Raw genomic sequence first — 22,400 nt, 5'->3', positions numbered from 1 at the left:
GGTCGAACGGGCCCGGATGCGCACTTCTCGGCGGTATGTCAGGCGCCTGCCGCACCGGCGGTGCTGTGCGACTCGGATCCGGCGGACTGCGGCTGGGGCTGCGCCTGCGCGGGGGCCGGCGCCGGGTCGGGCAGGGTCAGGGCGACCACGGCGGCGACGACGCTGACCACGGTGCAGGCGATGTACACGGCGTGGAAGGCGTCCACGCCGGGCTTGGCGTAGGAGGCCATGATGGCGGCCAGACCGGCGGTGCCGATCGCGCCGCCGACCTGACGGGAGGTCAGGTTCATGCCCACGCCGGCGGCGAACCGGACCGGCGGCAGCGAGGTGGCCGCGATCGAGGAGAGCGCGGTGGCCGCGAAGCCGAGGCCGCCGCCGCCGAGGATGCCGGACGGCACCCAGGCCGACCAGAACCGCGGCTCGGTGCCGAACAGGGCACTGGCCTGCATGGCCGTGCAGGCGGCGAACATCAGCAGGCCGAGGACCACCAGCACCCGGTGCTTGCTGCCGTCGCTGATCCGGCCGGCGACGGTCGAGGTGATCATCGAGGCCACGGCGCCGACGCTGAGCGCACCGGCCGCCTGCATGATGCTCCAGCCCCAGATCTGGGTGGCCCAGAGCGGACCGGCGAGCAGCCAGGCGAACATCGAGACACCGAAGATCGATGCCACCAGGTTGGTCCGGGCGAACCGCCGGCTCTTCCACAGGCCGGTGTCGATGGCCGGGGCCTCGTGCTTCTGCGAGCGCAGCAGCGCGACCAGGCCGAGCGCGAGACCGCAGACCAGCAGGCCGAGGGTGCGGGCGTCGGCCCAGCCCCAGCTGTCGCCCTCGGTCAGCGCGGCGACCACGAAGGCGACACCCACGGCGAAGGCCACCGTGCCGACCGGGTCGGGGAGCCGGCTGCCGGCCGGCGGCAGGTGCCGGGGCAGCGCGCGCAGACCCGCGACCAGGAGGATCAGGCCGATGGGGCCGTTGATGTAGAAGACCGAACGCCAGCTGAAGTGGTCGACCAGCAGACCGCCGATGACCGGGCCGATGACCGCGGAGAAGCCGGCCGCCGCCGACCAGGCGCCGATCGCCTTCATCAGCTGCGGCAGCGGGGTCGCCGCCATGATCAGGCCGAGCGCCGCCGGGATCATGCCGGCGGCCATCGCGCCCTGCAGGAAGCGGCCGATGATCAGCCAGTTCGCACTCGGGGCGGCACCGCAGAGCAGCGAGGCAAGGGTGAATCCGACCAGCGAGCCGAGGAAGACCTTGGCCCGGCCGACGGTGTCGGCCAGCCGGCCGGCCGGGGTGAGCAGGGCGGCGAACATCACCGCGTAGCCACTGACCACCCAGGTGAGGTTGGCCATCGTGGTCTCGGGGAAGGCCTTGATGATCTCCGGGAAGGCGATGTTGACCACCGACAGATCCAGGAAGGCCATGAAGGTAGCGCCTGAGCAGAGCAGAAGAACCAGCCCGGGGTTGACCTCGGGCCGGCCTCCCGCCTGCTGTGAAGTGTCCGACATTGCGGAACTCACCTTCCAATGGGCAGGGTAGAGCCCTGCCGGGGACGGGAATTGGCACGTACAGAGCTAGATCGCGGGCCCTGCCCGGGGTCGGCGCGCAGTGGGGCGCGGACGGACAGGTTCCACCCGGGGCGAGGCGGGACGGCCTCGGCCAGGTAGGATAGGCAGGGTCCTGACGATTGAAAGACTGCCAGGAACGTAAGGTTCCTGTCAATCAGGCTTGGCGGTGAGGTGGCCATGGGAAACGCTGGATCCGGGTCCGAAGAGGTACAGCTTTGCCTGAGCTTCCTGATCCGGCAGGCATGGTTCAGCATGCGGTCGTCGGTCGAGGAGGCGCTGGTCGAGTGCCGGCTCTCGGTGCCGCAGTACGCGACGCTGCTCGTGCTGGAGGAGCAACCGGGCGTCTCGCTCTCCGACTTGGCGAGGGTTCTGGTGTCGACCCGTCAGTCGGTGACCGAGATGGTGGCCGGGATGGAGCGCGACGACCTCGTCGAGCGCAGACGGCATCCGACGAACGGGCGGACCCATCAGGTGTTCCTGGCCGAGGGCGGCCGCAAGCGGCTGGCCGAGGCGCGACCGGCCGTCCGGGCCCGGGAAGGCCTGATGGAAGAGGGCCTGACGGACAGTCAGAGGACCGCCGCGCGTGCCTGGTTGGCGCATGTGGCAGCCGCCGGGGAGGCCTGAGGGGCGCCCCTCCGTCGGCCTGAGTGCCAAACTTTGTTGTCGCCGCCGCTGGGCCAAATCGGTCCGGCGGCGGCTGCGCGTCCGCAGGTCACGCATCTGTTCGAACGGCCAAGCATGCGGGTCACAATAGTTTGTCGTTGACTCGACAGTTTGGTGCCTACTAGATTTGGGTCAGGCGTTCGATAACGCATTTGGGTGAGTCGGTGGAGGATTAACGAAGATCCTCCCGACATTTTTCCCGATAAACGTGCATTGCGGATCCGATGGCTAGTCGGGGGGTTTGATGCGCATTCTTGACTGGATGGACAATGCGTCCGTCGACCGTGGAATTCACTTCTTTCGAAACGAGCGCGGCTGGGAGTTCCGCTCCTATGCCGAGCTGGCCGGGCAGGCCGGCCGGGTGGCCGCGTTTCTCGTCGGGCAGGGCGCCCGGCCGGGCGACGTGGTGTCCCTGCTGCTCTCCGAGGTCGAGGACTTCGTCCCGGCCTTCCTCGGCACCATGCTGGCGGGGCTGACGCCCTCGCCCATCGCATCACCCGTAACATTCCAGGGAGTTGGCAACTACTCGAACCATGTGGCGGACATCGTCCGGACCGCGGGATCGGCGTTGCTGCTGGCCGACGCGGAGCTGGCCGAGGTCGCCCGGGAGGCGGCCAGGCTGTCCGGCCGGGGCCGCACCCTGGTGCTCGGTGACCTCTCCGAGCTGCCCGACGCCCCGCTGGTGCGCCGGCCGGAACCGGCGGTCGCGCTGCTCCAGTTCACCTCGGGATCGAGCGGCACGCCGAAGGGCGTCCAGGTATCCCCGGAGAATCTCGCAGGTAATGTCCGGGCAATTCACGGATGGCTCGGAATCACGCCGGAGGACTCGTGCTCCTCCTGGCTGCCGATGTATCACGACATGGGTCTCGTCGGTACATTCCTCGGTTCCGTCGTGGCGCAGATCGATCTGTGGCTCATGACACCCCTGGAATTCATCCGGTCGCCACTCCGGTGGATCGAGGCCCATGGTTCGAACGGCGTGACCGTTACCACGGCACCCAACTTTGGCTACGCCTACGCCGCTCGCCGGGTCCGCCCGGACGACCTTGCGGGCATGGATTTCTCCAGGTGGCGGGTGGCGATGAACGGTGCGGAGCGCATCGTTCCGAAGGCCGCCTCGGACTTCGCGGCGCTGCTCGGCCCGCACGGCTTCCGGGCCGAGGCGTTCGCGCCCTGCTACGGTCTGGCGGAGTCCACCCTCGCGGTGACCGGCGTCCGTCCGGGCACCGGGGCACGGGCCATCCGGCTGACCGGCGGTCTGCGGACCGGCGAGCCGGTCCAGGTGATCGAACAGGGCACCCTCGGCGACCCGCTGCCCGAGGACGGCCCCGCGTGGCTGACCTCCTGCGGCGCGGCGGTACCGGGAGCGATCGTCGACGTGGTCGACGAGGAGGGCGCCGCCCTGCCCGACGGGACCTTCGGCGAGATCCGGGTGCGCGGCACCTCGGTGGCCCTCGGCTACCGCTCCCTCCAGGAGGGCGCCTCCTCGAACTTCACCCCGGACGGGCTGCACACCGGCGACTCGGGCTTCCTGCTCGACGGCGAGCTCTACGTGGTCGGCCGGGTCGGGGACAGCCTGAAGATCCGCGGCCGGCGGGTGCACGCCGAGGACGTCGAGGCCGGCCTGACGGCCGTGCCCGGTGTCCCGGTCGGCCGCTGCGCGGTGGCGCTCGGCGGCAGCGAGCAGGCCCACCGGGCGGTGCTGCTGGTCGAGGCGGCCGGAGACCACTGGCTGGCCCCCGCCCTGGGCGTGCTGCGCTCGGTGCTCGACGGCTCCGTCGAGGTCACCGTCGTGCGGGTGCAGCGCGGAGGCATCCCGCGGACCTCCAGCGGCAAGCCGCGCCGGCGCCTGATCTGGCGCCAGTTCCAGGACGGCGAGGTGGGCGGGGACGTGCTGCACGGCGAACTCGCCGCGGTCGGCCAACCGGGCTGAGCCCGCGCCCGTTCCGCCCGCTCCTTCCGCCCGCTCCTTCCGTCCGTGACCCCACCGCCCCGGCCGCGCACGGCCCCGGGCGCCGTACGTCCCTGACGTTCACACACCTGATCGGGAAGGCCATCATGTCCGTTCCTACCCTTGTCGATGCCGGATTCGTCCCGGACATCACCGACGAAGCCGTCGAGGAGCCCGCCGAGAAGGTCGGCCGCCTCGCCACCTCGGCCGACCTGTACCGCCGCTGGGAGCGCCAGCAGTGGAGCGTCGCGGAGGTCAACCCGCGCCGTGACGCGGCCGGCTGGCAGGCGCTGCGCCCCTTCTCCCAGGAACAACTGCTCGGCTCGCTGGCCGAGTTGGAGGTCGGAGAGGTCTGTGTGACGCAGACCCTGGGCTCGCTCACCGACCACCCGCAGACCGAGGACGACCGGATCTACCTCTGCACCCAGATGGCGGACGAGGCCCGCCACGTGCGGTTCTTCCAGACCTACATCGAGGACGCCTGCGGCGTCCCGCTGCACGAGCAGGAGGGCCGCGAGCTGGAGGCGGCCGCGGACTACGCCACCGTCTTCGCCCCCGAGCTCACCCGGGTCACCTCCGAGGTGCGCGTCGACGGCTCGCCCGAGTCCTGGTACCGCGCACTGGTGTACTACCACCTGATCACCGAGGGCGTGCTGGCCGCGACCGCGCTGCGCACCACCCGGTTCCTCGCCAAGCGGCTGCGGCTGGCCGCGCTGGAGGAGGGGCTGACCAACGTCACCCGGGACGAGTCCCGGCACGTCTCCTTCGGGCTCCGGGCGGCCACCGACGGCGTCAACAACGGCTACCGGGAGATCATCACCGACTCCCACTTCGAGGCCGTGGACATGGCCGCCTGGGTGCTGATCGGCCCGGCCCGGCACAACCCGTCGCCGGCCATCCCGGCCGCCCTGGCCAGCCGGGCCGCCCAGCTCCAGGGCTCGGTCGACATCGGCCGCGAGCGGCTGCTGAAGCAGCTGCGGATCATCGGCCTGCCGGAGCTCGTCGAGCGGGTCGACCAGGCCTGGAGCGCCGGCATCGACAAGGCGCTCGACGCCTACCAGGAGCGCTGGGACGCGCCGCACCCGATCCGCGCCGCCGCCGCCCGGGCGTGACCCGCACCCTGCGCACCTCCGTCCACCACCCCAGACCGGAAACGAAAGCGAGCACTTCCATGAGTGACACCGTTGCAGACCAGGTCCGCCGGCTCGTCGGCGAGATGAGCCCGCTCGGCGCCCGCGAGGCGCAGTCCACCGACCGGCTGGTCGAGGATCTCGGCTACGACTCGCTCGCCGTCATCGAGCTCTCGCTCCAGCTGGAGTCGACCTTCTCGCTGACCGCCATGGGCCAGGGCGAAGCGGCCGACATCACCACCGTCGGCGACGTCGAGGGCCTGGTGGAGAAGGCCCTGGCGAACACCGCCGACGCCGTCTGACCGACCCCGCCGACCGCGCATCCCCGGCGCCGCAGGACAGGACCAGCCGAAAGACCGGACGAGAAGGGTGAGACGACATGACGAACGACCGCTCGACAGAGACCGTGGACCCGTACTGCCTCAGTGACGAGGCCGCCGTCGACCTGCTCTCGGGCACCCCCTGGAAGCGGTTCGCGGTGATGGGCGACAGCTTCGCGGCAGGGGTCGGCGGGCCCTGCCCGGGCTACGCGGACATCTCCTGGCCGGAACGCGTCGCCCAGGCGCTGCGGGGCAACGTCCCGGACCTGGCCTACCTGAACACCGGCGAGGTCGGGCTGCGCACCCGTCAGGTCAGGCAGACCCAGCTCGCGAAGGTGCTGGAGTTCGGGCCGGACCTGGTCAACGTCGCCACCGGCGGCAACGACCTGTTCGGCCCGAACCCCGACCTCGACGCCGTCGAGGCCGACCTGGAGGAGATCTACGCGGCGCTCACCGCCCGGGGAGCGCACGTCTTCGCCTTCACCGTCGCCGACATCTTCGAGGCGTTCCCGGACTTCGCCGAGTTCCGCGCCCTGGTCGACCGGCTCAACGGCCGGATCCGCGGCGTGGCCGAGCGCCACGGGGCCACCCTGGTGGACATGTGGGAGCACCCCGTGCGGACCTCGCCCACCCTGATGAGCGCCGACGGCATCCACTTCTCGATGGAAGGGCACGCCGTGCTCGCCGGCGAGATCATCCGCAGCCTGTCCACCGCCACCCCGGCCACGGCGCCCGGACGGTCGGCATGACCGACTCCGCCGCCGGGGCGTCGGACACCGCCGACTACGTGATCGTCGGCGCCGGCTCGGCGGGCTGCGTGCTCGCCGACCGGCTGAGCGAGGACGGCAGCCGGGTACTGCTGATCGAGGCCGGCGGGCCCGACCGGGCCGCCGAGATCAGCATTCCGGCCGCCTTCCCCAAACTCTTCGGCTCCGACTTCGACTGGTCCTACCACACCACCCCGCAGCCGGGGCTGAACGGCCGCCGGATCTTCTTCCCCCGCGGCAAGACCCTCGGCGGCTCCTCCTCCATCAACGCCCAGATCTGGACCAGAGGACACCAGGCCGACTTCGACGGCTGGGCCGCGGCCGGCTGCACCGGCTGGGAGTACTCCCGCGTGCTGCCGTACTTCCGCCGGGCCGAGGGCCGCAGCGGCCCCACCGGACCGGACGGCTACGGCACCGAGGGCCCGGTCCGGATCGACGACCTGCGCGACCTCAACCCGGCCACCGAGGCCTTCCTCGCGGCCTGCGCCGCCGCCGGCCACCCGGAACTCGGCGACGCCGAGTCCAGTGCCCGGGAGGGCGCCGGCCCCGTCCGGGTGACCCAGCACAACGGCCGCCGCTGGAGCGCCGCCGACGCCTACCTGCGCCCCGCGCAGCGCCGGCCCAACCTGACCGTGCTCACCGGTGGCCTGGTCCGCCGGGTCCTGCTGGAGGGCGGACGGGCCGTCGGCGTCGAGCTCGACCACCCGGACGGCGTCCGGCGGATCCGTGCCGAACGCGAGGTGATCCTCAGCGCCGGCGCCGTCGGCAGCCCCCAGCTGCTGATGCTCTCCGGCATCGGCGACCCCGCCCAGCTGCGCCCGCTCGGCCTGCCGGTCGAGGTGGACCTGCCCGGCGTGGGCCGCAACCTCAGCGACCACCTCTACGTACCGCTCGCGATGGCGGCCCGGCAGGAGATCTCGCCCGGCGTGGGGGAGCAGGGCGAGGACGTGCTGGAGTACTTCCGGCACCGTCGCGGCCGGCTCAGCTCCAACCTTGCGGAGGCCCTGGTGTTCCTGAGCACCGAGGCAGGGCTGCCCGGCCCGGACATCGAACTCGTCTGGATGCTGGTGCCGTTCCTGGACAGCGGCCGCGGCGAACCGGCCCACGGTGTGACCCTGGGCGTGGTGCTGCTGCAGCCGCACGGCCGCGGCAGCGTGCGGCTGCGTACCGCCGATCCGGCCGACGCCCCGCTGATCGACCCGGGCTTCCTGGCCGACCCGGCCGGCCGCGACCTCGCCACCACCGTGGCCGGGGTCAAGGAGGCCTGCCGGCTGCTCGGCCGGCCCGAACTGGCGCACGTCGTCGGCGAACCGCTGCTCCCCGGCCTGACCGCGGCGTCCGACCGGGACCTCGCGGACCTGGTCCGCGGGCACGCCGAAACCCTCTACCACCCGGTGGGCAGTTGCCGGATGGGCGCGGACGAGGAGTCCGTGGTCGACCCGGAGTTCCGGGTGCGGGGTACCACCGGCCTACGGGTCGTCGATGCCGGTGTGATGCCGGTGGTACCCCGGGGCCACACCCACGCGCCCACCGTGATGCTCGCCGAACGGGCTGCGGACCTGATCCGCGGTCTGCCCGCCCTGCCCGCCGCGCGCGAGCGCCGCGCGGCCCTGGCCGGCCGGTCCTGAGAGCCCGGCCCGGCGCCCTGTGTCCCGTCGTTCTGTTCCCGTCGTTCTGTTCCCGTCGTTCCCGGAAGGCTACCGAAAATGACCGCCAGCACCTCCGCCGACGTCCGCGGCACCACCCTGATCGAGGAGACGTTCGCCGCCCTGGTGGACGACAGCGAGCTCATCGCCACGCTCAAGGAGCGTCAGCTGTCCATCCGGTTCGTGCAGCGCGACCCCGCCGCCGTCGTCCAGCTCTCCGCGGACGGCGTCGGCTACGGCGACAGCGGCGAGGCGCCGACCCTGCGCTTCGAGCTGACCGCCGACACCCTGCACCAGCTGCTCACCGGCCGTCTGTCGCTGCCGCGGGCCGCTGCCGCCCGGCTGCTGACCGTGAAGGGTCCGGTGGCCCGGCTGCGCCAGCTGGCCGACGTCCTGCCCAAGGTGGGCGCCACGTACGCCGAGGTGGCGACCCGCCGGTCCGCGTGACCACCCCGCCGCCGCTCCCGTTCCCCGGCCGACCAGGCCCTCTAGACGATTGCGAGTACCCGCACGTGACCACCGTTGCTGAGCTCAAGAATCCGGCGACCCTGTCCGACCTCGGCGCGATGAACGCCGCCGCCATCCCCTCGCTCTTCCAGCTGCCGCCCGACGTCGAGCAGTTGCGCGACGAGGTCCGGGAGTTCGCCCAGAACGTGGTCAAGCCGCGCCGGCTGGCCAACGACCTGGCGCCGCACGACGAGTTCGACTGGGAGATCGTCCGCAAGGGCCACGAGCTCGGGCTGCTGCGCCTCACCCTGCCCAAGGACCTCGGCGGCCGCGGGGTCGGCACGCTCGGGGTGGCCGTGGCGCTGGAGGAGCTGGCCGCCGTGTGCGCCAGCACCGCGCTGATCTTCGGTGCCTCGCTGCTCGGCCAGACCAGCGTGCTGGCCTCCGGCGACCCGCACCTGCAGGCCCGCTTCCTGCCGCAGTTCCTCGGGGACGAGCCGGTGCTGGCGTGCAACGCCATCACCGAGGAGGTGGCCGGCTGTGACCTGCTGATCCCGGACAACTCCCCGCTCGCCGCGGAGGTGATGACCGCCCGCCGGGACGGCGACGCCTACGTGCTCAACGGCATCAAGCGCTTCATCACCAACGGCAAGGTGGCGGAGTGGGCGACCGTCTTCGCCAACCTGGAGGGCCACCCCGGTGCGGACGGCCTGACCGCCTTCATCGTCCCGCTGGACAGTGAGGGCGTCACCCGCGGGCCGGTCGCGGACAAGATGGGCTACCGCGCCTGCCTGGGCACCACCCTGCTGTTCGACGACGTCCGGGTGCCGGCCGAGAACATCGCCTTCGGCGAGGGCGGCGGCTGGGGCTTCCTGACCATGCAGTCCAACCAGGCCCGGTCGACCGTGGCGGCGATCTCGGTCGGCGTCGCCCGCGGCGCCTTCGAGATCGCGCACCGGTTCGCCGGCGAGCGGGTGCAGGGCGGACTTCCGCTGTACCAGCACCAGTTCACCGCCCGGAAGCTGGCCGAGATGGCCGCGAAGATCGACGCCTCCCGGCTGCTCTACCTGCAGGCCGCCTACCAGGCCGACAACATGCTGCCGGCCCCGACGTACGGCCCCGCGGTCGCCAAGCTCTACGCCGACCGGATCGCGATCGAGGTGGCGGAGGAGTCGATGTCGATCCTCGGCGCCCGCGGCTACTGCCGGGACTACGACGTGGAGAAGTTCGTCCGCGAGTCCTTCGGCGCCCGGATCTACGAGGGCACCCCCGAGGTACTGGCGATCGCGATCACCAACGCCCTGTACGGGCACCGAGTCTGACCGTCGGCCTGTGTGATCCGGTGCCCGACGGCCCGGAGGAAGGAGCCAGACCCATGACCGACACGGCTGTCGCCCCAGGCGTCGCCACGGCCTCCCCGTCCGCAGCCGCGGGCGCCGGCCCCGGACCGGAGGACCGGCAGAGCCGGTTCGTCTCCGACGTGATGGCCCTGCACGACCGGATGAACCTGCGCGGCCTGGCCGCCAGCATCAGCCCGGAGCACCTGCTCTACCTCGCCCGGCGGCCGGACGGCCTGGTCGTCCTGGCCGCCCGGCACCGGGGGATCCCCGAGCGGTACCTGATCGGCATCTACGGCTTCCGGCTGGCGCAGTACCTGCGACTGCGGTTCGCCAGCGAGAGCCTGGCCTTCAGACGGGCCCTGTTCTCCGAACCGCACGGCGGCCACCGGGCCGAGGAGGTGCACGTGCTGGCCATGGACGAGCGCACCGGGGCGATCCTGCGCTACGTCTCGCTGGTCGGCGCCCCGGAGAGCGACCCGGCCGATCCCAGGGACCCGGACCGGACGCCGTTCCCGTGCGAGCGGGCGCACCGGATCAACCTCTTCGACCACGTCAGCTTCGAGGAGGAGGTGGCCACCTCCGAGGTCTGGGAGGTGAAGCGGCTGGTGCACCGCGGACCGCAGGGCGGCGACAACGGCGCCACCCGGCTGAGAGTCACCCTGGAGCTGATGCTCGGCTTCTACACCGCGCTGGGCCGGATCCGGCCGGGCGTGAAGGTGCTGGTCGGCGACGGCGAGGAGGGGGTCGCGATCCAGCGGACGCTGCGCAGCCTCAGAGAGATCACCGTCCTGGAGGGCACCGTGCCCTCGCTGCCGGCGGACGACCTGATGTTCCCGCTCTACACCCAGCGCGAGGTGGTCAAGGCCTTCGCGGCCCGGGCCCCCCGGGGTGGCGAACTCGACGAACTGATCGGCCAGTTGCAGTGTGCGCTGGCCCACGAGGACCTGTTGCTCGGCTTCCGGTCGATGGTCGGCCAGGTGGGCGGGCAGCTGAGGAGGGTCACGATATGACCGACACCCCGACGAGTGCCGAAGCTCTCACCGCGGACGACTTCTACGCCGAACTCACCACCCGCAACCGGGGGTTGATCCCGGAGTCGGCGCAGCTGGCGCTGGGCAAGGCCCGGGTGCTGGTGGCCGGCTGCGGATCCACCGGCGGAGCGGCGGTCGAGCCGCTGGTCCGGCTGGGCGTGCGCGACTTCGTCCTCGCCGAGCCCGGTGAGTACGAGCTCAACAACCTGAACCGCCAGCACGCCCGGCTGTCGGACCTCGGCCGCAACAAGGCCGAGGTGTCGGCCGAGCTGGCCCGGTCGGTCAACCCGCACGCCCGGGTGGAGGTGTACACCGACGGCGTCCAGGCGGAGAACGTCGCCGCCCTGCTGGACGGCGTGGACGTGGTCGTCGACGGCGTCGACGTGACCACGATCGGCGGCTGGCGGGCCAAGTTCCAGCTGCACGCGGAGGCCGCCCGCCGCGCGGTGCCGGTGGTCTCCGGGTACGACATGTCCGGGACCCAGTTCATCCGGTACTACGACTACCGGCAGGACCCGACCCCGCTGGCCGGCCGGGTGACCGCCGAGCAGCTGGAGGCCGAGGAGGTCTGGGACCTGCTGCTGCGGATCATCCCGCGCGAGCTCGTCCCGCTGGACCTGGTCGAGGACATCCGGGCGCACCGGTCCGACCCCGACTACAGCGTGCCGCAACTCGTCTACACCTCGCACCTGTTCGGCGTCCTCGCCGCCCGGTACACGGTCGCGGTGCTGGCCGGTGTGCCGGTCCGTGCGGAGCTGACCGTCGATGTCCACGCGCTCGTTGCCGCCAGCTGACCTCCACCCCCACAAGGAGCACCGATGACCGACCTGATCGAGAAGGCCGACCCGACCGCGCGGCAGACCAAGAAGGCCGCGCAGCTGCTGATCGCCTCGGCCAAGCACTCCTACGACCCGCTGATCGACATCGACTGGGACGCGCCGCTGGAGGAGGGCAAGTGGTTCCTGGCGGAGAAGCGCTGCTCGCTCTACGGCACCGAGCTCTGGGACTCGCTCACCCTGGAGCAGAAGATGCTGGTCAGCCGTGAGGAGCTGGCCTCCTCGGTGGCGATCGGCGTGTGGACCGAGCACATCCTGCTGCACCTGGTCTCGCGCTACGTCTACAAGCGCGACGTCTCCACCCCGCAGGTGCAGTTCGCACTGACCGAGGTGGCGGACGAGGTCCGGCACATGATCATGTTCGCCAAGCTGGTCGAGAAGATCGGCAGCGAGATCTACCCGACCCCGCCCAAGACCCTCAAGAACGGCCTGGTGCTCAAGACCTTCGCACCCGTCTCGGCGCTGTGGGCCCTGATCCTGCTGACCGAGGAGTTCTTCGACCGCTTCCAGCGGGAGCAGTCCAACGACGAGACCATCCAGCCGGTGGTGCGCAGCGTCGCCCGGATCCACGTGGTCGAGGAGGCGCGGCACATCAGCTTCGCCCGTACCGAGCTGGAGCGCTTCGTCCCGACGCTCTCCAAGTTCAAGCTCGACCTGCTGCGCAAGTTCCTGGCCAACACGGTCAAGAGCATCCGCGAGGAGCGGGCCAACCCGCTGGTCTACGAGCGGGCCGGGCTGGACCCGAAGGTGGCCGTCGCGCAGGCGAAGGCCAGCCCGTTCAACAAGGAGAACGCCGCGTACGGCGCCGAGCGGATCGCCGCCTACTACCAGAAGATCGGCCTGATCGGCGGCTCCTCGGAGAAGGTCTGGCGTGACGCGGGCTGGATCTCCTGACCGTCGCACCGATCCGCCGGGGGGCCGCCCAGCCCCCCGGCGGATCCACCCGCAGGAAGGGACCGGGAATGGGAACGGGTGTTGTCCACGTGCCTGACGCCACATCAACTACCCTGCATACGATGGACCATGACGACGACGGGTACGCGGGCGCGGCCTTCATCGAGGCCGCCGGGCTGAGCCTTCCGGTGCGGGTCACCCTGGCCGGGTACTTCCAGCCGCTGGACGGCCGCTACCGCTGGTACGGGCGGGTGCAGCCCGACTCCGAGCTCGCCGAGCTGGTCGGTTCCGGGCGGCTCGACGCCGTGCTGCGCACCCCGCACGGCGATGCGGCCGGCACGCTGGGCGACCCCGACCTGTGGCACCGCTACCGGATCGAGGGCATCGGGCGCCCGCCGTTCCCGGTGCCGCTGAAGGTGGACGAGTCCGCGCCGCCGGACTGACGGCGCCCCGACCGACCGCAGCCCGACCGCAGCCCGAACTCCCGCGCCCGGGCCCGCCGCCGCCCTGGTAGGACCGAACAGACTCTGGAGCCCCGATGTGTTTCGACCCTGACTCCGCGCCGCCCGTCGAGCACGGCCCCGGCGCCGTCGCCGAGGCCGAGGTGATCGCCCTGCGATCGGCCGACGGCACCGAGTTCGCGGCCTTCCGTGCGACCGGCGAGGCCCCGAGCGGTGTGGGCGTGGTGGTCCTGCCGGACGTCCGGGGCCTGTACGGCTTCTACCGGGAGCTCGGCCTGCGCTTCGCCGAGAACGGCCACACCGCCCTGGTGGTGGACTACTACGGCCGCACCGCGGGCGTCGGCGAGCGGGCCGAGGACTTCCCGTACCAGGAGCACATGCGCCGGCTGACCCCGCGCCAGCTGCACGAGGACCTGACCGCGGCCGTCGCGCACCTGCGCTCGCCGGAGGGCGGCAACTGCCGTGCGGTGGTGACCATCGGGTTCTGCATCGGCGGCCGGCTCGCGGTGCTGGCCTCGATCCGCGACCGCGAGCTGGCCGGCACCATCGGCTACTACTGCTGGCCGGCCCCCGGGCCGGACGGCGCCCCGGGCCCGACCGGCCGGGCCGCGGACCTGGGCGCGCCGGTGCTGGCCCTGATGGCGGGCGACGACCCGGGCATCCCCGCGCAGCACGTCAAGGAGTTCGAGGCGGCGCTGGCCGTGGCCGGGGTGGACCACGAGGTGGTCACCTACGAGGGGGCGCCGCACAGCTTCTTCGACGTCAAGCAGAAGGAGTTCACGGCCGACTCGGTGGACTCCTGGCGGCGGGTGCTGGCCTTCATCGACCGGGTGGCCGTGCCCGTCGGCTGACCCCGTACACGCCGGTGGCCGCCCACCCCCGAGCTGCGGGGAGGGGCGGCCACCGGGCGTCGGTCAGGCCTTGCGCAGCTGGAAGGCCAGGCCGAGGGCCTCGTCGGAGAAGGTCTGCGACTCCCAGTCGGCCGGGCCGGCGGCGAAGTCGACCGCGAGGACCTCGTCGGCGACCAGCCCACCGTGCTCGGCGACGGCCGCGGCGGTCTCCTCGTCGGTGGCGTGCCAGCGGAGCACGATCCGGTCCGCGACGTCCAGGCCGGAGTTCTTCCGGGCCTCCTGGATCTGGCGGATGGCGTCGCGGGCGACGCCGAGCCGCTTGAGCTCCGGGGTGATGGCCAGGTCGAGAGCGACCGTGGCGCCGGACTCGTTGGCCACCGCCCAGCCCTCGCGCGGGGTCTCGGTGATGATCACCTCGTCCGGGGTGAGGGCGACGGTCTCGCCGTTCACCTCGACGCTCGCCTCGCCGCCGGAGCGCAGGCCGGCCGCCAGCGCGGCCGCGTCGGCCGCGGCGACCGCCTTGGCGACGTCCTGCACACCCTTGCCGAAGCGCTTGCCGAGCGCCCGGAAGTTGGCCTTGGCGGTGGTGTCGACCAGCGAGCCGCCCACTGCGGCGAGCGACTCCAGGGCGGCGACGTTGAGCTCCTCGGCGATCTGCGCGCGCAGGTCGGCTGGCAGCTCCTCCCAGCCCTGGGCGGCGACCAGTGCCCGGGACAGCGGCTGGCGGGTCTTCACGCCGGACTCGGCGCGGGTGGCCCGGCCGAGCTCGACCAGGCGGCGCACCAGCGCCATGTGCCGGGACAGCTCGGTGTCGATCAGCGTCTCGTCCGCGACCGGCCAGGTCGACAGGTGCACCGAGAGCGGCGCCTCGGGCGCGACCGGGACGACCAGGTCCTGCCAGACCCGCTCGGTGATGAACGGGGTCAGCGGGGCCATCAGCCGGGTGACGGTCTCCAGCGCCTCGTGCAGGGTCGCCAGCGCGGCGGCGTCGCCCTGCCAGAAGCGCCGGCGCCCGCGCCGCACGTACCAGTTGGACAGGTCGTCGACGAAGCCGGAGAGCAGCTTGCCGGCCCGCTGGGTGTCGTACGCCTCCAGCGCCGCGTCCACCTCGCGGACCAGGGTGTTCAGCTCGGAGAGGACCCAGCGGTCCAGCTGCGGGCGGTCGGCCGGGCGCGGGTCCGAGGCGGACGGCGCCCAGTCGGCGGTGCGGGCGTACAGGGCCTGGAAGGCGACGGTGTTCCAGTAGGTCAGCAGGGTCTTGCGGACGACCTCCTGGATCGTCCCGTGCCCGACCCGGCGGGCCGACCACGGCGAGCCGCCGGCCGCCATGAACCAGCGCACCGCGTCGGCGCCGTGCTGGTCCATCAGCGGGATCGGCTGCAGGATGTTGCCCAGGTGCTTGGACATCTTGCGGCCGTCCTCGGCCAGGATGTGGCCCAGGCACACCACGTTCTCGTAGCTGTTCCGGTCGAACACCAGGGTGCCGACCGCCATCAGCGTGTAGAACCAGCCGCGGGTCTGGTCGATCGCCTCGGAGATGAACTGCGCCGGGTAGCGCCGCTCGAACAGCTCCTTGTTCTTGTACGGGTAGCCGTACTGGGCGAACGGCATCGAGCCCGAGTCGTACCAGGCGTCGATCACCTCGGGCACCCGCACGGCGGTGCCGGAGCACTGGCGGCAGTCGAAGGTGACGTCGTCGATGAACGGGCGGTGCGGGTCCAGCTCGCTCTGGTCGGTGCCGGTGAGCTCGGAGAGCTCCGCCAGCGAACCGACGCAGGACAGGTGGCCCTCCTCGCAGCGCCAGATCGGCAGCGGGGTGCCCCAGTAGCGGTTGCGGGAGAGCGCCCAGTCGATGTTGTTGTTCAGCCAGTCGCCGAAGCGGCCGTGCTTGACGTTCTCCGGGTACCAGTTGGTCGCCTCGTTCTCCCGGATCAGGGCGTCCTTGACGGCGGTGGTGCGGATGTACCAGGACGGCTGCGCGTAGTAGAGCAGCGCCGTGTGGCAGCGCCAGCAGTGCGGGTAGCTGTGCTCGTACGGCAGGTGGCGGAAGAGCAGGCCGCGCGCGCCGAGGTCGGCGACCAGGGTCTCGTCGGCCTTCTTGAAGAAGACGCCGCCGACCAGCGGGACGTCTGCGGCGAAGGTGCCGTCGGCCTCGACCGGGTTGACCACCGGCAGGCCGTACTTGCGGCAGGTCGCCAGGTCGTCCGCGCCGAAGGCGGGGGACTGGTGGACGATGCCGGTGCCGTCCTCGGTGGTGACGTAGTCGGCGTTCAGCACGTAGTGCGCGTTCTCGATCTCGACCAGGTCGAACGGCCGGGTGTACGCCCAGCGCTCCATCTCGGCGCCGGTGAACGACTGCCCGGTGGTCTCCCAGCCCTCGCCGAGCGCCTTGCCCACCAGCGGCTCGGCGACGACCAGGCGCTCGGTGCCGTCGGTGGCCACCACATAGGTGACGTCCGGGTGCACGGCGGCGGCGGTGTTGGACACCAGGGTCCACGGGGTGGTCGTCCAGACCAGCAGCGCGGCCTCGCCCGCGAGCGGGCCGGAGGTCAGCGGGAAGCGGACGAACACCGAGGGGTCGACCACGGTCTCGTAGCCCTGCGCGAGCTCGTGGTCGGACAGGCCGGTGCCGCAGCGCGGGCACCACGGGGCGACCCGGTGGTCCTGCACCAGCAGGCCCTTGTCGAAGATCTGCTTCAGCGACCACCAGACGGACTGGATGTACTCCGGGTCCATCGTCCGGTACGCCTCGTCGAGGTCGACCCAGTAGCCCATCCGCTCGGTGAGCTTGGCGAACTCGTCGGTGTGGCGGGTGACCGAGTCGCGGCACCTGGCGTTGAACTCGGCGATGCCGTACGCCTCGATGTCCTGCTTGCCGGAGAAGCCCAGCTCCTTCTCGACGGCCAGCTCGACCGGCAGGCCGTGGCAGTCCCAGCCGGCCTTGCGGGCGACGTGGTAGCCCTTCATGGTCCGGAAGCGCGGGAAGACGTCCTTGAAGACGCGGGCCTCGATGTGGTGGGCGCCGGGCATGCCGTTGGCGGTCGGCGGGCCCTCGTAGAAGACCCACTCGGGACGACCCTCGGACTGCTCCAGGCTGCGCCGGAACACCTTCTGGTCCTGCCAGAAGCTGAGGATCTGGTGCTCGAGCGCGGGCAGGTCGACCTGCGCGGGGACGGCGTTGTAGCTGGCCATGGGGGGCGTCTACCTCCGGCGGATGCGTGGACTGGCTTCCGACGGAGGGACGAGACGGCATGCCGTCCCGCGGTACCACCCTCCTTGACCGCGATGAGGCTGCGGCCCTCTTGTTTAGGGCTTGCTGCCGGTTCTACTCGGCCGCTGGGCGGCCTTTCCTCCGGCGGCTCCGGGGTGATCTTCCCGCCGCGCACACCCCCGGGCTCACACCGTCCCCGGGTCGCTCGTGGCTGCGTACGTCGGTACTCGTCCCATCAGCGCCTTGCAGGCACCAGTGTATCGGCCCGGGCAACCACCTTTTGCTGCGTGACCCGCCCGGTGCGGGCGGCACGGCCGGGCGGAGCTTCGCTACGCGCCGTGAGGTTAGCGGATGACGATCTGGGCACAACTTGGGGCAGCAACGGGGTGCGGGCCGAGCGGTCACGGCTGCCCGAGTGGGTTCGGAGGAGCGCATCGGTATGTCCCGTTGTGACCGGATTCGATGGGGATTATCGTTCCGGCACCGGAGACCGCCGGGAACCGGCGGTTCGAATTATTCGTAAATGAGGTCGAAGCCATGGCTGAGAAGGCAACAGGTGCGGGTACCGCCACCAAGCGGGCGCGCAAGGCTGTGGCAGGCGACTCAGGGGAGGGGACCGTGAGCACTACACGGCGTAAGACCAGCACCACCACCGGTCATTCCGTGACCACCAGCCGCACCCACGTACCGGCGGCCACCGGTGCGCGCGGTGGCGGTGGCGCGGAGTCGGTCGACCCGGCCGAGCTGCCGGTCCGCCCGGGGGAGGACCCGTGGACGGCCGCCGAGGTGGCCGAGCTGCACGCCGAGCTGGGCAGCGACCTGGAGCGCCTGCGCGCCGAGATCGAGGCCTCGGAGGCGGCCATCGCCGGCCTGATGCGCGACTCCAACGACGGCGCGGGGGACGACCAGGTCGACGCCGGCACCAAGAACATCAACCGCGAGAGCGAGCTGTCGCTGGCCAACAACGCCCGCGACAGCCTGGCCCAGACCGAGCGGGCCCTGCTCCGGCTGGAAGGCGTCGGCTTCGGCGTCTGCGAGTCCTGCGGCCAGGCCGTCGGCAAGGCCCGACTGCAGGCCTTCCCGCGGGCGACGCTCTGCGTCACGTGCAAGGCGAAGCAGGAACGCCGCTGACACCCGGCCCCGGATGACGGGAGACGGGCGGTCGGGCAGGTCATTGCCGTACGCTCGTCCCCGTAACGTCGGCCCATTCGGCCAGTCCATCTGTACATGGCAGCGGAGCGGATCATCAGCACTCCAGGTTCCCCCCAGACCCAGGACGACGCCGTCCCCGGCGCGCGCGCACCGCACGAGCCGGAGACCGCCGTGGACGAGTCCGCCCAGCCCTCCGCCGCGCCCGTCGGGGCCACCGCCGCCGACGGAGCCCGCGCCCGGGTCCGCCGCCGGCGGGTCGGCGTGCTGCTCGCCGTCGCGCTGCTCGCCTACGTCATCGACCTGGTCTCCAAACTGCTGGTGGTCGCCCGGCTGGAGCCCGACCACTCGGTGATCCGGGTGGTCGGCGACATCATGACCTTCCAGGTGATCCGCAACCCCGGCGCGGCCTTCGGCATGGGCCAGGCGATGACGGTGGTCTTCACCGCCATCGCCGCCGCCGTCATCGTGGTGATCTGGCGGATCGCCCGCCGCCTGCACAGCCTGCCCTGGGCGGTCGCGCTCGGCCTGCTGCTCGGCGGCGCCCTCGGCAACCTCACCGACCGGCTGTTCCGCTCGCCCAGCTTCTTCCGCGGGCACGTCGTCGACTTCATCTCGGTGCAGCACTTCGCGGTCTTCAACCTCGCGGACTCGGCGATCGTCTGCGGCGGCATCCTGGTCGTCCTGCTCTCCTTCCGCGGCTCCAACCCGGACGGCACCACCCACCAGCCGGCCAAGTCCGACGCCGCGGCCAAGGACGGCACGGCCGACCCCGAGTAGCCGGCCGGCCGCCGGGCCGGCCGCTCCCGCCGGTCGGGCGCCCGCCCGCGGTCCGGCATACTCGTACGGGTGAGTACCGCAGCGCAGACCCGCAGCCTCCCCGTTCCCGACGGCCTGGAGGGCGAGCGACTCGACGCCGCCCTGGCCCGGATGTTCGGCTTCTCCCGGACCAAGGCCGCCGAGCTGGCCGCCGACGGCAAGGTGACGCTCGACGGGGCCGTGGCCGGCAAGTCGGACCGGGTGACCGCCGGATCCTGGCTGGAGGTCGAGATCCCCGCCCCCGCCGCACCCGTGCGGATCGTCGCCGAGCACGTCGAGGGCATGCGGATCGTCCACGACGACGACGACATCGTGGTCGTGGACAAGCCGGTCGGCGTCGCCGCCCACCCCAGCCCCGGCTGGACCGGCACCACCGTGATCGGCGGGCTCGCCGCCGCCGGCTACCGGATCTCCACCTCGGGCGCGGCCGAGCGCCAGGGCGTGGTGCACCGCCTGGACGTCGGCACCTCCGGCCTGATGGTGGTCGCCAAGTCCGAGCGCGCCTACACGGACCTCAAGCGGCAGTTCCACGACCGGATCACCGAGAAGAAGTACCACACCCTCGTCCAGGGCCACCCGGACCCGATGAGCGGCACCGTGGACGCCCCGATCGGCCGCCACCCCAGCTCCGACTGGAAGTGGGCGGTGACCCGCGACGGCAAGGCGTCCATCACCCACTACGACCTGATCGAGGCCTACCGGGCCGCCTCGCTGCTGGACATCAAGCTGGAGACCGGCCGCACCCACCAGATCCGGGTGCACATGTCCGCGCTGCGCCACCCCTGCGTCGGCGACCTCACGTACGGCGCCGACCCGACGCTCGCCAAGCGGCTCGGGCTGACCCGGCAGTGGCTGCACGCCGTCCAGCTCGGCTTCGAGCACCCGTCCGACGGCGAGTGGGTGCAGTTCACCAGCGAGTACCCGGCCGACCTGCAGAAGGCCCTGGACATCATCTCCTCGGAGAGCTGAGGGAGCCCGGCATGACCGAGATCCGTGAGGCCGTCGGCCCCGCCGACCTCGCCCTGGTGCGCGCCGTCCGCCACGCGGTCTTCGTGGTGGAGCAGAACGTGCCCGAGGAGCTGGAGTACGACGACCTGGACGCCACCGCGGTGCACCTGCTCGCCGTCGCCGACGACGGCGCGGCGCTCGGCACCGGACGGCTGATCCACGGCGCCGACGCGCTCAAGCTGACCGGTGTCGACGGCCGGGTGCTGCTCGGCCGGCTGGCCGTGCACCGCGCCGCCCGGGGTACCGGCCTCGGCGCGGAGCTGGTCCGGGCGATCGAGCGGGCCGCGCGCGAGCGCGGGGCCGTCGAGCTGGAACTGCACGCGCAGGTCCAGGCCCTGGGCTTCTACGAGCGCCTCGGCTACGCCGCCGAGGGCCCGGTCTACCAGGACGCGGGCATTGACCACCGGACGATGACCCGGGTGCTGTAGGGCCGCTACGCTGCCGCCTCATGAAGATCGCGAGGCGGGTCGAGGCGGGCATGCTGGCCGGCGCGCTGCTGGCGGCGGCCGGTGTCTGGTGGGCGGTCACCGGTGGCCTGTACGGCTGCTCCGCCGCCGACGAGCGGCTCGGCCCCCGGCTGATCGCCGAGCACGTCCTGCCCGCGCCCCCGGACGGCCTGGAACCGGTGGGCCCGGTCGAGTCGGGCGGCTGCGACGAGGACGACCGGCACGTCGAGATCTGGCAGGAGTACCGGGCGGCCGGGCCGGTGGCCGATGCGAGGGAACGCTACCGGGCGGCGGCCGTCGCCCAGGGCTGACGGCCGTGCCCGGACGCCCGGGAGTCCGACGAGTCCTACTGCAAGGACGCCGCGGGGACGATGGTGGCCCTGCGCTTCGGAGGGTGGCGGGAAGGGGAGGGCTTCAGCGCCCTGCTGACGGCCGGTCCGGGCGACGGGTGACGGGCCCCGCAGTGCTCGGTTGACGAGCCCGCCGGTGGCGAGGGCCGCGAGGACGGTGGCGGGCAGGCTGGCGAGGAGTCAGAACGCGGGCACACCCCGGGCGTTGACTGCGGAGTGCCCCGCACGGTACGTACCGGCACGATCCGGTGGGTACCGGTCGGCGTGCCGGACGTCTGTCCGGCGGATTCCACGAGCCGCCGCCCGCCTCCGGTGCGAGGGACGACCGGGTCGATCGGGACGGAATATGATCGGACGTCCAAGGGTGCCGCCGTACCGATCAGTTGACGGCAGTGGAAGCAGAGGGAGGCCGGCCATGGCGTCGGAGTACGAGATCTCGGACGACGAGCTGCTGGACACGGCCGACAACCCCGCGCAGGCGGCCTCGCTGCACAAGGCACTGCGGACGATCGCGGGCAACCCCTCGGTCGGGCCGCAGCTCCAGGAGATGGCGAAGGACATCCTGAGCGGCCGGGTCGGCATGCGGGAGGCCGTCCAGTCCGAGCGCTACCTGGGCGCCATCGGCGCGCGGCTCGACGAGATGCGAGCGGCTGCGGAGAACATGAGCCCGGAGGAGCGCGAGCGGTCGCAGGCACGGGCCGAGAAGATGATCGAGGAGCGCGAGGAGCAGGAGCGGGCGGCCGAGGGCCGGGCCGCGGGCGGCCGCGACCGGCGGTAGCGGCCTCGGCGCAGCACCGCGAGGGCAGGATCCGGAGGCGGGGGAGATGGACAGGTGGCGGCGAGGCGTCGCGTCGGCGGTGGCCGCTGCCGCGGCCGGCACGGTCGTCGCGGGGTGCGGGGTTCCGTCGGGCTCGGTGGTCGGGGTCCGGGCCTGTGCGTCGGCGGACGCGGTCTGACGCTCCCCGCGCGAGCGCCCGCACAGCCCGACGGGTCCGGCCGGACCCGGGGCCGTTCAGCCGGCCGCGGCGCGTTCGGCGACGCTGCGCTCGACACAGAACTCGTTGCCCCCGGGGTCGGTGAGGACGGCCCAACCGGTCCCGTCCGGGTTGCGGCGGTCGTCGACCAGGGCGGCGCCGAGCGCGAGCAGGCGCTCGACCTCCTCGTCGCGGGTGCGGTCCTGCGGCTGGATGTCCAGGTGGAGCCGGTTCTTGACGGTCTTGCCCTCGGGAACGGCGATGAAGAGCAGACCGAGCCCCACGGCCTCGACCAGGACCTCCTCGTCACCCGGCCGGTCGTCCGGGTGGATCCGGGCGTCCAGCACGGCGGACCAGAAGGTGGCCAGCGCGTAGGGGTTGTGACAGTCGAAGGTCACATGACGGACGAGAGAGGCCATGCCCGCCACTATGGCGGCGGCCACGGCGGGTGGTCCAGCGATTTCGAGCGAGGGGCCCCGGGTGGCGGCCTCGCCCGCTCCCGGGCGGGTTCTCTTACGACCTCCCTACCGAAGCGATG

At 72.1% G+C, this 22,400-nt stretch carries 22 protein-coding genes; 19 read left to right on the top strand and 3 right to left on the bottom strand.

What is annotated here, in order from left to right; translation table 11 throughout:
* Positions 1-38: 38 nt before the first annotated feature.
* Entirely contained in the window at positions 39-1,508 is a 1,470-nt protein-coding gene (locus tag OG871_RS11400) for a DHA2 family efflux MFS transporter permease subunit (protein ID WP_371496518.1), read from the bottom strand.
* Positions 1,509-1,745: 237 nt separating this feature from the next.
* Here OG871_RS11400 and OG871_RS11395 point away from each other — a divergent pair, with 237 nt between their 5' ends.
* The 13 genes from OG871_RS11395 to OG871_RS11335 all read left to right on the top strand — a co-directional run bounded on the left by OG871_RS11395 (position 1,746) and on the right by OG871_RS11335 (position 13,905).
* Positions 1,746-2,192: a MarR family winged helix-turn-helix transcriptional regulator gene (locus OG871_RS11395; RefSeq protein ID WP_371496516.1), complete on the top strand. Its 447-nt coding sequence runs from the start codon at positions 1,746-1,748 to the stop codon at positions 2,190-2,192.
* Positions 2,193-2,493: 301 nt separating this feature from the next.
* On the top strand, positions 2,494-4,164 hold the full coding sequence (locus OG871_RS11390; RefSeq protein ID WP_371496514.1) for an AMP-binding protein: 1,671 nt from the start codon (positions 2,494-2,496) through the stop codon (positions 4,162-4,164).
* Between the two features lie 125 nt (positions 4,165-4,289).
* A complete protein-coding gene (locus tag OG871_RS11385; RefSeq protein ID WP_371496513.1) occupies positions 4,290-5,294 on the top strand; it encodes a ribonucleotide-diphosphate reductase subunit beta in 1,005 nt (334 codons plus the stop codon).
* A 59-nt stretch (positions 5,295-5,353) separates the two neighbouring features.
* The gene (locus OG871_RS11380; RefSeq protein ID WP_371496511.1) at positions 5,354-5,614 is read left to right on the top strand and encodes an acyl carrier protein; all 261 of its coding nucleotides are present in this window, start codon (positions 5,354-5,356) and stop codon (positions 5,612-5,614) included.
* 77 nt (positions 5,615-5,691) lie between these two features.
* On the top strand, positions 5,692-6,381 hold the full coding sequence (locus OG871_RS11375; RefSeq protein WP_371496509.1) for an SGNH/GDSL hydrolase family protein: 690 nt from the start codon (positions 5,692-5,694) through the stop codon (positions 6,379-6,381).
* The gene (locus OG871_RS11370; protein WP_371496507.1) at positions 6,378-8,027 is read left to right on the top strand and encodes a GMC family oxidoreductase; all 1,650 of its coding nucleotides are present in this window, start codon (positions 6,378-6,380) and stop codon (positions 8,025-8,027) included. Before OG871_RS11375 ends, OG871_RS11370 begins: the two co-directional genes overlap by 4 nt.
* 78 nt (positions 8,028-8,105) lie before the next feature.
* Positions 8,106-8,492 (top strand): hypothetical protein, encoded by a 387-nt coding sequence (locus tag OG871_RS11365; RefSeq protein WP_371496505.1) that lies wholly within the window; start codon positions 8,106-8,108, stop codon positions 8,490-8,492.
* A 65-nt stretch (positions 8,493-8,557) separates the two neighbouring features.
* On the top strand, positions 8,558-9,814 hold the full coding sequence (locus tag OG871_RS11360) for an acyl-CoA dehydrogenase family protein (RefSeq protein ID WP_371496503.1): 1,257 nt from the start codon (positions 8,558-8,560) through the stop codon (positions 9,812-9,814).
* Positions 9,815-9,867: 53 nt separating this feature from the next.
* Positions 9,868-10,842, top strand: coding sequence for a hypothetical protein (locus tag OG871_RS11355; RefSeq protein WP_371496501.1), 975 nt, complete (start codon positions 9,868-9,870; stop codon positions 10,840-10,842).
* The gene (locus tag OG871_RS11350) at positions 10,839-11,657 is read left to right on the top strand and encodes a ThiF family adenylyltransferase (protein ID WP_371496499.1); all 819 of its coding nucleotides are present in this window, start codon (positions 10,839-10,841) and stop codon (positions 11,655-11,657) included. The genes OG871_RS11355 and OG871_RS11350 overlap by 4 nt, the downstream gene beginning before the upstream one ends.
* 24 nt (positions 11,658-11,681) lie before the next feature.
* Positions 11,682-12,593, top strand: a complete 912-nt coding sequence (locus OG871_RS11345) for a diiron oxygenase (protein ID WP_371496497.1) — start codon at positions 11,682-11,684, stop codon at positions 12,591-12,593.
* Positions 12,594-12,715: 122 nt separating this feature from the next.
* On the top strand, positions 12,716-13,036 hold the full coding sequence (locus OG871_RS11340; RefSeq protein WP_371496496.1) for a DUF4873 domain-containing protein: 321 nt from the start codon (positions 12,716-12,718) through the stop codon (positions 13,034-13,036).
* Between the two features lie 95 nt (positions 13,037-13,131).
* Positions 13,132-13,905 (top strand): dienelactone hydrolase family protein, encoded by a 774-nt coding sequence (locus OG871_RS11335; protein ID WP_371496494.1) that lies wholly within the window; start codon positions 13,132-13,134, stop codon positions 13,903-13,905.
* A 63-nt stretch (positions 13,906-13,968) separates the two neighbouring features.
* Here OG871_RS11335 and ileS read toward each other — a convergent pair whose 3' ends face one another.
* Positions 13,969-17,097, bottom strand: a complete 3,129-nt coding sequence (ileS, locus tag OG871_RS11330; RefSeq protein ID WP_371496493.1) for an isoleucine--tRNA ligase — start codon at positions 17,095-17,097, stop codon at positions 13,969-13,971.
* A 637-nt stretch (positions 17,098-17,734) separates the two neighbouring features.
* Between ileS and OG871_RS11325 the strand changes: the two genes are divergently transcribed.
* The 6 genes from OG871_RS11325 (at position 17,735) to OG871_RS11300 (ending at position 21,666) form a co-directional block, all read left to right on the top strand.
* Positions 17,735-18,247 (top strand): TraR/DksA family transcriptional regulator, encoded by a 513-nt coding sequence (locus OG871_RS11325; RefSeq protein WP_371496491.1) that lies wholly within the window; start codon positions 17,735-17,737, stop codon positions 18,245-18,247.
* Between the two features lie 96 nt (positions 18,248-18,343).
* Entirely contained in the window at positions 18,344-19,045 is a 702-nt protein-coding gene (gene lspA, locus OG871_RS11320) for a signal peptidase II (RefSeq protein WP_371496489.1), read from the top strand.
* Positions 19,046-19,114: 69 nt separating this feature from the next.
* Positions 19,115-20,053, top strand: coding sequence for an RluA family pseudouridine synthase (locus OG871_RS11315; RefSeq protein WP_371496487.1), 939 nt, complete (start codon positions 19,115-19,117; stop codon positions 20,051-20,053).
* A gap of 11 nt (positions 20,054-20,064) precedes the next feature.
* Positions 20,065-20,520, top strand: a complete 456-nt coding sequence (locus OG871_RS11310; RefSeq protein ID WP_371496485.1) for a GNAT family N-acetyltransferase — start codon at positions 20,065-20,067, stop codon at positions 20,518-20,520.
* Positions 20,521-20,540: 20 nt separating this feature from the next.
* Positions 20,541-20,849 (top strand): hypothetical protein, encoded by a 309-nt coding sequence (locus OG871_RS11305; protein ID WP_371496484.1) that lies wholly within the window; start codon positions 20,541-20,543, stop codon positions 20,847-20,849.
* A gap of 454 nt (positions 20,850-21,303) precedes the next feature.
* Positions 21,304-21,666 carry a hypothetical protein gene (locus OG871_RS11300; protein WP_371496482.1) on the top strand — a complete coding sequence of 121 codons (363 nt, stop codon included), beginning with the start codon at positions 21,304-21,306 and terminating at the stop codon, positions 21,664-21,666.
* A gap of 234 nt (positions 21,667-21,900) precedes the next feature.
* Here the strand turns inward: OG871_RS11300 and OG871_RS11295 are convergent, their stop codons facing one another.
* Positions 21,901-22,281, bottom strand: a complete 381-nt coding sequence (locus OG871_RS11295) for a VOC family protein (RefSeq protein ID WP_371496481.1) — start codon at positions 22,279-22,281, stop codon at positions 21,901-21,903.
* Positions 22,282-22,400 lie beyond the last annotated feature (119 nt).

It is taken from the genome of Kitasatospora sp. NBC_00374 (assembly GCF_041434935.1).
Lineage (GTDB): Bacteria > Actinomycetota > Actinomycetes > Streptomycetales > Streptomycetaceae > Kitasatospora.
The sequence above is the reverse complement of the archived record's forward strand: the minus strand, read 5'-3'. Positions and strand labels throughout refer to the sequence as shown.